Annotated in this window: 10 protein-coding genes; 6 read left to right on the top strand and 4 right to left on the bottom strand. The window is 68.9% G+C overall.

Annotation, left to right across the window (positions count from 1 at the left end; all coding sequences use genetic code 11):
- Together RMN86_RS17210 and RMN86_RS17205 are read left to right on the top strand one after the other, a co-directional pair.
- The coding region (locus tag RMN86_RS17210) for a hypothetical protein (protein ID WP_309607087.1) at window positions 1-212 on the top strand (212 nt) is incomplete at its 5' end.
- 30 nt (window positions 213-242) lie between these two features.
- A complete protein-coding gene (locus RMN86_RS17205) occupies window positions 243-1,418 on the top strand; it encodes an aminotransferase (RefSeq protein WP_309607086.1) in 1,176 nt (391 codons plus the stop codon).
- On the opposite strand, the gene RMN86_RS17200 is transcribed toward RMN86_RS17205, so the two are convergent.
- The gene (locus RMN86_RS17200; protein WP_309607085.1) at window positions 1,393-2,064 is read right to left on the bottom strand and encodes a spermidine synthase; all 672 of its coding nucleotides are present in this window, start codon (window positions 2,062-2,064) and stop codon (window positions 1,393-1,395) included. The two genes, RMN86_RS17205 and RMN86_RS17200, sit on opposite strands and share 26 nt — an antisense overlap.
- A gap of 137 nt (window positions 2,065-2,201) precedes the next feature.
- Between RMN86_RS17200 and RMN86_RS17195 the strand changes: the two genes are divergently transcribed.
- Entirely contained in the window at window positions 2,202-2,636 is a 435-nt protein-coding gene (locus RMN86_RS17195) for a GFA family protein (RefSeq protein WP_309607084.1), read from the top strand.
- Between the two features lie 33 nt (window positions 2,637-2,669).
- On the opposite strand, the gene RMN86_RS17190 is transcribed toward RMN86_RS17195, so the two are convergent.
- Window positions 2,670-3,455: an SDR family oxidoreductase gene (locus RMN86_RS17190; protein ID WP_309607088.1), complete on the bottom strand. Its 786-nt coding sequence runs from the start codon at window positions 3,453-3,455 to the stop codon at window positions 2,670-2,672.
- 89 nt (window positions 3,456-3,544) lie between these two features.
- The gene (locus RMN86_RS17185) at window positions 3,545-4,057 is read right to left on the bottom strand and encodes a GNAT family N-acetyltransferase (RefSeq protein WP_309607083.1); all 513 of its coding nucleotides are present in this window, start codon (window positions 4,055-4,057) and stop codon (window positions 3,545-3,547) included.
- Window positions 4,058-4,177: 120 nt separating this feature from the next.
- Between RMN86_RS17185 and RMN86_RS17180 the strand changes: the two genes are divergently transcribed.
- Both RMN86_RS17180 and RMN86_RS17175 read left to right on the top strand, forming a co-directional pair.
- Entirely contained in the window at window positions 4,178-4,798 is a 621-nt protein-coding gene (locus tag RMN86_RS17180) for an ATP-dependent Clp protease proteolytic subunit (RefSeq protein WP_309607082.1), read from the top strand.
- Between the two features lie 153 nt (window positions 4,799-4,951).
- Window positions 4,952-6,571, top strand: coding sequence for an alpha-amylase family glycosyl hydrolase (locus RMN86_RS17175; RefSeq protein WP_309607081.1), 1,620 nt, complete (start codon window positions 4,952-4,954; stop codon window positions 6,569-6,571).
- A 31-nt stretch (window positions 6,572-6,602) separates the two neighbouring features.
- On the opposite strand, the gene RMN86_RS17170 is transcribed toward RMN86_RS17175, so the two are convergent.
- Entirely contained in the window at window positions 6,603-7,019 is a 417-nt protein-coding gene (locus RMN86_RS17170; RefSeq protein WP_309607080.1) for a hypothetical protein, read from the bottom strand.
- 50 nt (window positions 7,020-7,069) lie between these two features.
- On the opposite strand from RMN86_RS17170, the gene RMN86_RS17165 reads away from it, so the two are divergent.
- Window positions 7,070-8,176: an aromatic ring-hydroxylating dioxygenase subunit alpha gene (locus RMN86_RS17165; RefSeq protein ID WP_309607079.1), complete on the top strand. Its 1,107-nt coding sequence runs from the start codon at window positions 7,070-7,072 to the stop codon at window positions 8,174-8,176.
- Window positions 8,177-8,231: the final 55 nt, after the last annotated feature.

The following is an 8,231-nucleotide window of genomic DNA, read 5'->3' as shown; positions in this document are numbered from 1 at the left end:
CAGCCCACCGGCACGCCGGCCTCGACCGCCATGAAGATTCGTCCGCCCTTGGCGAGGATGCGCCCTTGCGGGTCCTCCAACACCTGGCGGTCCTTGGCCTCCAGGGTGAAGTATTTGGCGATCCAGGCCTCGTTGAGCGTCCGGAACGCCTCGGCATGTTAGGGGCTGAACTCGACGATCTCCATGGACGGACGCGCTCCCGCTGGTCATGAAGGCGAACCTTCACCGCAATAGATCATCTAATGGCCAACCCGATCTTCTCAAGCCTGCCGACCACGATCTTCGAGGAGATGTCGGGGCTGGCGCGATCCCTGGGCGCCATCAACCTGGGCCAGGGCTTTCCCGACGATCCGGGGCCGCAGGCGATCCGCGCGCACGCCGCCGACGCGATCCTTAACGGCTACAACCAGTATCCGCCGATGGCCGGCCTGCCGGAACTGCGCCACGCCGTCGCCGCCCACTACGTCCGCACCCAGGGGCTCGACCTGGACGCCATGAGCGAGGTAACCATCACCTCCGGCGCCACCGAGGCTCTGGCCGCGGCCTTCTTCGCCCTGATCGAGGCCGGCGACGAGGTGATCGTCTTCCAGCCGGTCTATGACGCCTACCTGCCGCTGATCCGCCGCGCCGGCGGCGTGCCGAAGCTGGTCAGCCTGCAACCGCCGCACTGGCGCCTCGACCGGGCGACGCTGGAGGCGGCCTTCACCGCGCGCACCCGTTTCGTGGTGCTCAACAACCCGAACAACCCCACCGGAACCGTCCTGCCGGACCAGGACCTGGCCCTGCTCGCAGAGCTCTGCGTGGCCCACGACGTCATCGCCATCTGTGACGAGGTCTGGGAGCAGGTAGTGTTCACAGGCGCCCGGCACCGCCCGCTGATCGCCTATCCCGGCATGCGCGAGCGGTGTGTCAAGATCGGTTCGGCCGGCAAGATGTTCGGCCTGACCGGCTGGAAGGTGGGGTTCCTCTGCGCTGCCCCCGCCCTGACCCACAGCCTGGCCCGCGCCCACCAGTTCCTCACCTTCACCACACCGCCCAATCTGCAGACCGCCGTCGCCTGGGGCCTGGAGACCGGCGAGGCGTGGTTCCGCCAGATGCCCATCGATCTCGAACGCTCCCGTGACCGCCTGACCCAGGGCCTGAGGCGCGAGGGCTTCGCGGCCCTGGTCTCGCAAGGGACCTATTTCCTCAACGTCGACCTCGCCGCCTCGGGCGTCGTCGAATCCGACCGGGACTTCTGCATGCGCGCGGTCCGCGACGCCGGCGTCGCCGCCATCCCGGTTTCGGCGCTCTATGAGGAAGATCCGGTCACCAGCATCCTGCGGCTCTGTTTCTCCAAGCGCGACGCGACCCTGGACGCCGGCGTCGCCGCCCTGGCCAGGGCCCGCGAACTCAGCCTGACGTCGCCAGCCAGATGATGTGCCGCGCGCCGCGCCGGCCGCCGGTGGCGCGCACCGCGACGTCCTCGGCCGCGTAGCCGGCGCTGCGCAGTCGCCGGGTGAAGCTGTCGTCGCGGCCCGCCGACCACACCGCCAGCACCCCGCCCGGCCGCAGCGCCCGCCTGGCCGCGGCGAGCCCGGCCAGCGAATAGAGCCGGTCGTTGGCGTCGCGGTTCAGGCCGCCGGGGCCATTGTCCACGTCGAGGAGGATCGCGTCGAAGGCCCCGCGCGCGCCGGCGATGACCTCGGCGACATCTGCCTGGCGGACCGTCACCCGGGCATCGTCCAGGCAGCCCTGGAACAGCTGGGCCATCGGGCCCCGCGCCCAGGCGACCACCGCCGGCACGAGCTCGGCCACCAACACGCCCGCATCGCCCGGCAGCTCGGCCAGGGCGGCGCGCAGGGTGAAGCCCATGCCCAGCCCGCCCACCAGCACCTGTGGCTTTGGTCGGCCCTGGATGCGCGCGCAGGCCAGGCTGGCCAGCGCCACCTCCGACCCGCTCAGCCGGCTGTTCATCAGCTCGATCGACCCCGACATGATCGACAGCTCCGCGCCCCGCTGCATCAGGCGCAGCTCGCCGCCGTCAGGGATCGTCGCGCGGTCGAGCTGCTTCCAGGGGATCATCGCCTCTCCTTGGCGCCTCCAGGGCCGCGGCACGAGTCCCCGCGGCCGGCCGGCCCTCGGCGAAGGGTTCTCATCCGCGGCGAGCGCCCTTCCCAGGCTCCCAATAATGCTGTTCAACGACCGCTGGATTGAATCCAATGGAGGCTGTCGTGGCCCATGTGGGAAGCTGTTTCTGTGGCGCGGTCGAGGTCGAGGTCAGCGGTGAGCCGGAGGGCATGGGCTATTGCCACTGCCGGTCCTGCCGCTCCTGGTCGGGCGGCCCGGTCAACGCTTTCAGCCTGTGGAAGCCGGAGAACGTCAAGGTCACCAAGGGCGCCGACAAGGTGGCGACATTCCACGCCACCGAGGTCAGCTATCGCAAGTACTGCACCGAATGCGGCGGGCACCTGATGACCGACCACCCGCCGCTGGGCGTGGTCGACGTGTTCAGCGCCACGATCCCGACCCTGGATTTCCAGCCCGGCCTGCACATCAACTATGCCGAGACCGTGCTGCCGATGAAGGACGGCCTGCCGAAATTCAAGGACTTCCCGGAAGCCTTCGGCGGCTCCAACGAGATGATCGCGGAGTAGGGGCTGCCTCCCGCCGCTACGCGGGGAGGTCCCTCAGCAGGTGCTCCCGCCGTCCACCACGATGGTCTGGCCCGTGGTCCAGGCGCCGGCGCGGCTGGCCAGGTAGACCGCTGCGCCGGCCAGGTCGTCGGGCTCGCCCAGGCGGCGGAGCGGCGTGCCGGTGCTGGCCCGCTGTTCGCCTTCCGGCGTGTCCCACAGCGCCTTGGCGAAGTCGGTCTTCACCAGGCCCGGCGCGATGCAGTTGATGCGGATGTTGTGCGGGCCCAGTTCCCTGGCGAGGTTGCGGGCCAGCTGCATGTCGGCGGCCTTGGAGATCGCATAGGCGCCGATCACCTCGGTGCCGCGCAGGCCGCCGATCGAGGAGACGACGATGATCGCCCCGTCCCGGCGCGCCTTCATCTCCGGGGCGACCATGCCGATCATCCAGTTGTTGGCGATGATGTTGTTGGTCAGGATCTTGGTGAAAGCGTCGTCGGAGATTTCCAGCTGGCTGCCATAGTAGGGGTTCGAGGCGGCGTTGCAGACCAGGATGTCGATCTGGCCGAACGCCTTTCGGGTCTCGTCCATCAGCCGCTGAAGGTCGTCCTTCGACGAGATATTGGCCGGGACCGCGATGGCCTGGCCGGCGCCGCGCGCGTTGATGGCGGCCGCCACCTCGTCGCAAGGGCCGGCCTTGCGCGACGAGATCACCACGTTGGCGCCGTGGGCCGCCATCTGCTCGGCGATGGCCTTGCCGATGCCGCGCGATGATCCGGTGATCACCGCCACCTTGCCGGTAAGGTCAAACAGCGTGCCCGCCAGGGCGCCGGTCTTGGCCATCACGTCGCTCATGGGATTTCCTCTAAAACGGCTGTTTGATTTTCGGCCATTTGCGGTGCGGTCCACAACGCCGTCAAGGTCGCGTCAGATCAAGCCGGATCCAGGCGTCGCTCCATCCGGGCCACGCGGATCTCTCCGGCCTCGGGGTGGCGGACGACGCGCTCATCGACCGGGCGAAACCCCAGCCCCGCGTAGTAGTTGGCGAGGTCGGGGTGGCAGTCGAGCCGCAGGCGGTCGCGGCCCCGCAGGCGGGTCAGGTCGGCGCCGTAGTCGAGCAGCGCCGCGGCCAGCCCCTGGCCGGCATAGGCGCGACGCACGGCCAGCTTGTGCACATAGGCCGCCTCGCCCAGCGGCCGATCCGGCCAGAACAGCGGGTCTTCCAGCTCGAGAATCATCACGCCGGCGATTTCGCCGCCGGTCTTAAGGGTCAGCATCTCCCCACGCGCGATGAACGGGGCGACGAAATCCTCGCCAAGCAGCGCCGGATCCCACAGTTGCGCGCGCCAGGTGGTGATCCAGCGGGCGGCCTCCTGCAGCAGCCGCGAGACCGCCGCGGCCTCATCCAGGGTGGCGGGACCAAGCTCGAAATCCTCACGCGCCATGCGCCTGCCTTTGACTCACCAGATGGTAACGCCGCCGCACACCGGATAATCCGGCCCCTGCCCCTTGCGATTGGCGGTGCGCCGACGCACGTTCCGGGTACACGGATTCACGAGGACTGCATGCGCGAGATTTACCGAAGCTGGCTCGACGAGGACGGCGACGACGAGGACAAGGGCCGCCAGCCCGATATGCCGATGACCTCCGGGCCGGTGCAGAACGCGCTGTTCAAGTCGCGCACCGTGCTGATCTTCGGCGAGATCGACATGCGCCTGGCCGAGCGGGTCACCGCTCAGATCACCGCCTTCGCGTCGGAAAACGACAAGCCGATCCGGATCATCATCAACTCCCCCGGCGGCCATGTGGAGAGCGGCGACACCATCCACGACATGATCCGTTTCTGCGGGGTCGAGGTGAAGGTGATCGGCACCGGCTGGGTGGCCAGCGCCGGCGCGCACATCTTCTTAGGCGCGAAGAAAGAAAACCGCCTCTGCCTGCCCAACACCCGCTTCCTGCTGCACCAGCCGGCCGGCGGCATGCGCGGCCAGGCCTCCGACATCCAGATCGAGGCCGAGCAGATCATCAAGATGCGCGACCGGGTCAACCGGATGATCGCCAAGGAAACCGGCCAGACCGTCGAGCGGATCGTCAAGGACACCCAGCGCAACTACTGGCTGAGCGCCGAGGAAGCGATCGACTACGGCATCGTCTCGCGGATCATCAACAACACCTCCGAAGTCTGAGATCCTCCCCGCAGGGGGGAGGTGGCTCGGCGCGGATACGCGACGAGACGGAGGGGGGTTCATCCACGGCGGATAGACCTGTGGGCTTGAACCCCCTCGGTCAGCTTCGCTGACAGTTCCCCTCTTTGGGGAGCAACTAGGGAGGCTGATCCGATGACCGGTCCCTGGTGGCGGGGCGCGATCCTCTACCACGTCTATGTCCGCAGCTTTTTCGATAGCGACGGCGACGGCCAGGGCGACCTGGCCGGCGTCGAGGCCAAGCTGGACTATATCAAGAGCCTGGGCGTCGACGGGATCTGGTTGTCGCCGATCCACCCTTCGCCCAATCGCGACTGGGGCTATGACACCGCCGACTACGAGGGCGTCCAGCCCGACTATGGGACGGACGGCGATTTCCAGAGCCTGCTGGACGCGGCCCACGCCAGGGGCCTGAAGCTGGTCCTCGACGAGGTGCTCAGCCACACCTCGGACGAACATCCCTGGTTCATCGAAAGCCTGACCGGAGGCGCCGAGGGCCCGAAGGCCGACTGGTACGTCTGGGCCGATCCAAAGCCGGACGGGACCGCGCCCAACAACTGGCTCTCGGTGTTCGGCGGCCCAGCCTGGGCTTATCAGCCGGCGCGCCGGCAGCACTATCATCACAAGTTCCTCAGGCAGCAGCCGAAGCTCAACTGGCGCAACGACGGCGCGCGCGAGGCGGCGCTTTCTGTGCTCGACCGGTGGCTGGCCAAGGGCGTCGACGGCTTTCGCCTGGATGTGGCCGGGACCTTTCTTCATGATGCGGGCCTGACCGACAACCCGGCCGTCCCGCCGGCCGAGCGGCGCGGCTACCACTGGTCCCACGCCGGAAACCTGCAGCGCCACCTGCACGATTCCAACCTGCCGGAAAACGCCCGGACCCTCGATGTGATCCGCCGGCGCGTCGAGGCGCATGACGGCCGGGACGGCGGCGATCGCTTCGTGTTCGGCGAGTTCTCCGAGGAGGAGGACCGCTGCGGCGGCTACCTCTCGCCGGCCCAGGGCCTGCACTCGGCCTATACCTTCGTCCTGTTGCTGGCGCGCAAGCTGACGCCACAGGTGTTCAAGGACCACTATGCGACGCTCGCCGCCCATCCGGCGCACTGGCCGACGATCAGCTTCTCCAACCACGACGTGCCGCGCACGGTCAGCCGCTTCGGCGGCGAGGATCCCGCGCCCGAGCTCGCCAAGCTGCTGTTCGCCCTGCTGCTCAGCCTGAAGGGCACGACGCTGATCTACCAGGGCGAGGAACTGGGCCTGCCGCAGGCGGCGCTGATCCGCGGCCAGCTGCGCGATCCGGTGGGCGACCTCTACTGGCCCTATGCCGGCGGCCGCGACGGCTGCCGCACGCCGATGCCGTGGACGATGGGCGCCAACCTCGGCTTCACCGAGGGAGTCCCCTGGCTGCCTCTGGCCGTCGAGCACGCCGGCCTGACCGTCGAGGCCCAGGACGCGGACCCGGACTCCGCCCTGGCCTTCGCGCGATCGATGATCGCCTTGCGCAGGGCCTCGCCGGCGCTGACCGTCGGAACCTTGCAATTCCTCGACGTTCCTGACCCGGTCCTGGCCTTCGTGCGCCGCGACGGCGAGGAGGCCATCGCCTGCCTGTTCAACCTCAGCCCCGAGCCGAGGTTCGTCGAGGCCGCCGCGCTCGACGGCGCGATCCTGCTGGAGGTCCGCGCCGGGGACGCCGAGCTGCGCGGCCCGTCCATCGGCCTGTCGGCCTACGCCGCGGTGTTCCTGCGGCTCCCTTGAGACTGGTTACGGGTGACAGTTGCACTTCGTCCTAGCCGCGCCCCGGCGCCAGGTGGAAGAAAACTGCGTTGCCTGTCACCGGATCGTTGTCCCGCCACTTGTCGCCCATGTGCTTGCCCGGACCCGTGTTGCAGTAGGTCTGGATGCGGTCGGGACTCGTTGGTGCGTGATCGGCTGTCGTGCAGATCTTGCCGTCGCGGACTTCCCAGGAGCCGCGACTCTCGCCGTCGGAGCCGACGGATCGGAAGGTATGGCCCGGCGACAGATAGCTCTTGGCGCTCCAGGGTCCGCCCGCCGGAACGTCGATTTCCAGCGTACCCTTGAAGAAGTCAGACATCACCGTCGCGTCATCGGTCGTGGCGGCGGCCTGGGCCGCGTAGGGGGCGCCCCCCAACAGCAAGGCGGCGCCCATCATGGTCGCGGTAGCGTGGGAAGTGAGCCGGTGCATGACGATCCTCCAAGTAGCGTTGCCGGCCGGGGCGGCCTAGAACCGGGATCATGGACGATAGCGCGGCCACGACAACTGCGAAGGCGGCGGGCAAGGCCGAGGCCAGATTCGGCCAGGGCTTCCTGACCGACATCTGGTATTTCGCCGCGCTGTCCGGCGACCTGAAGTCCGGCAAGCTGGCCCGCCACGAGCTGCTGGGCGAGCCGGTGCTGCTGGGGCGCTCCAGCAGCGGCCAGCTGTTCGCTCTGCGGGACATCTGCCCGCACCGGGCGGCGCCGCTCTCGGCCGGCGCCTTTCACCGCGAAACCTCGGGCGCCGAGACGGTGGAGTGCCCCTATCACGGCTGGCGGTTCAGGGCGGACGGGGCGTGCGCGGCCATTCCCTCGCTGGTCGACGATCAGGCGATGGACGTCGGTCGCATCCGCGTGCGCCGCTATCCGGTCGCCGAGAGCCAGGGCCTGGTGTTCGTCTGGGTCGGCGCCGATCCGCGCGCGGAGCCCACCGAGCCGCCCCCGGTGTTCAACGGCGTGGTCGGCGGCAAGCCGAAGCTGGTCGACCGGATGGAATTCGCCGCGCACATCGACCACGCGGTGGTTGGCCTGATGGACCCGGCCCACGGCCCTTACGTCCACCAGCAGTGGTGGTGGCGGTCGCGGGGCAGCCAGCACGAGAAGGCCAAGCGGTTCGAGCCGCGCGAGCAGGGCTTTGCCATGGTCCGCCACGAGCCGTCGAAGAACAGCCGCGCCTACGCGATCCTCGGCGGCGAGCCGCTGACCGAGATCACCTTCCGCCTGCCCGGACTGCGCTGGGAGCACGTCACGGTGGGCAGGCGCCAGGTGCTGTCGCTGACCTGCCTGACGCCGGTCAGCGCCACCAAGACCCGGATCACCCAGATCGTCTGGTCCGACCACCCGGCCTTCTTGTTCCTGAGGCCGTTCATCGCCGCCGGCGCCCGCGTCTTCCTGCGCCAGGACGGCGACATGGTGAACCTGCAGAACCAGGGCCTGAAATATGACCCCTCGCTGATGTGGATCGACGACGCCGACCGCCAGGCCAAGTGGTACCAGCAGCTCAAGCGCGAATGGGCCGCGAGCCGCCGCGAAGGCCGGCCGTTCAGGAACCCCGTCGACGCCGCGACCCTGAGGTGGCGGAGCTAAAGCGCAGTCCTCCCCCAGGCCGAAGGCCGGTTGAGGGGGAGGTGGATCGCGGCGC

Origin of the sequence: Phenylobacterium sp. (genome assembly GCF_031360265.1) — a bacterium.
Taxonomy (GTDB): domain Bacteria; phylum Pseudomonadota; class Alphaproteobacteria; order Caulobacterales; family Caulobacteraceae; genus Phenylobacterium.
The sequence above is the reverse complement of the archived record's forward strand: the minus strand, read 5'-3'. Positions and strand labels throughout refer to the sequence as shown.

What these genes read in the sequence shown, in the direction of transcription:
- RMN86_RS17175 (WP_309607081.1), top strand. Translation starts at nt 4,952, where the DNA reads ATGACCGGTCCCTGGTGGCGGGGCGCGATCCTCTACCACGTCTATGTC.
- RMN86_RS17195 (WP_309607084.1), top strand. Translation starts at nt 2,202, where the DNA reads ATGGAGGCTGTCGTGGCCCATGTGGGAAGCTGTTTCTGTGGCGCGGTC.
- RMN86_RS17205 (WP_309607086.1), top strand. Translation starts at nt 243, where the DNA reads ATGGCCAACCCGATCTTCTCAAGCCTGCCGACCACGATCTTCGAGGAG.
- RMN86_RS17190 (WP_309607088.1), bottom strand. Translation starts at nt 3,455, where the DNA reads ATGGCCAAGACCGGCGCCCTGGCGGGCACGCTGTTTGACCTTACCGGC.
- RMN86_RS17170 (WP_309607080.1), bottom strand. Translation starts at nt 7,019, where the DNA reads ATGCACCGGCTCACTTCCCACGCTACCGCGACCATGATGGGCGCCGCC.
- RMN86_RS17185 (WP_309607083.1), bottom strand. Translation starts at nt 4,057, where the DNA reads ATGGCGCGTGAGGATTTCGAGCTTGGTCCCGCCACCCTGGATGAGGCC.
- RMN86_RS17180 (WP_309607082.1), top strand. Translation starts at nt 4,178, where the DNA reads ATGCGCGAGATTTACCGAAGCTGGCTCGACGAGGACGGCGACGACGAG.
- RMN86_RS17200 (WP_309607085.1), bottom strand. Translation starts at nt 2,064, where the DNA reads ATGATCCCCTGGAAGCAGCTCGACCGCGCGACGATCCCTGACGGCGGC.
- RMN86_RS17165 (WP_309607079.1), top strand. Translation starts at nt 7,070, where the DNA reads ATGGACGATAGCGCGGCCACGACAACTGCGAAGGCGGCGGGCAAGGCC.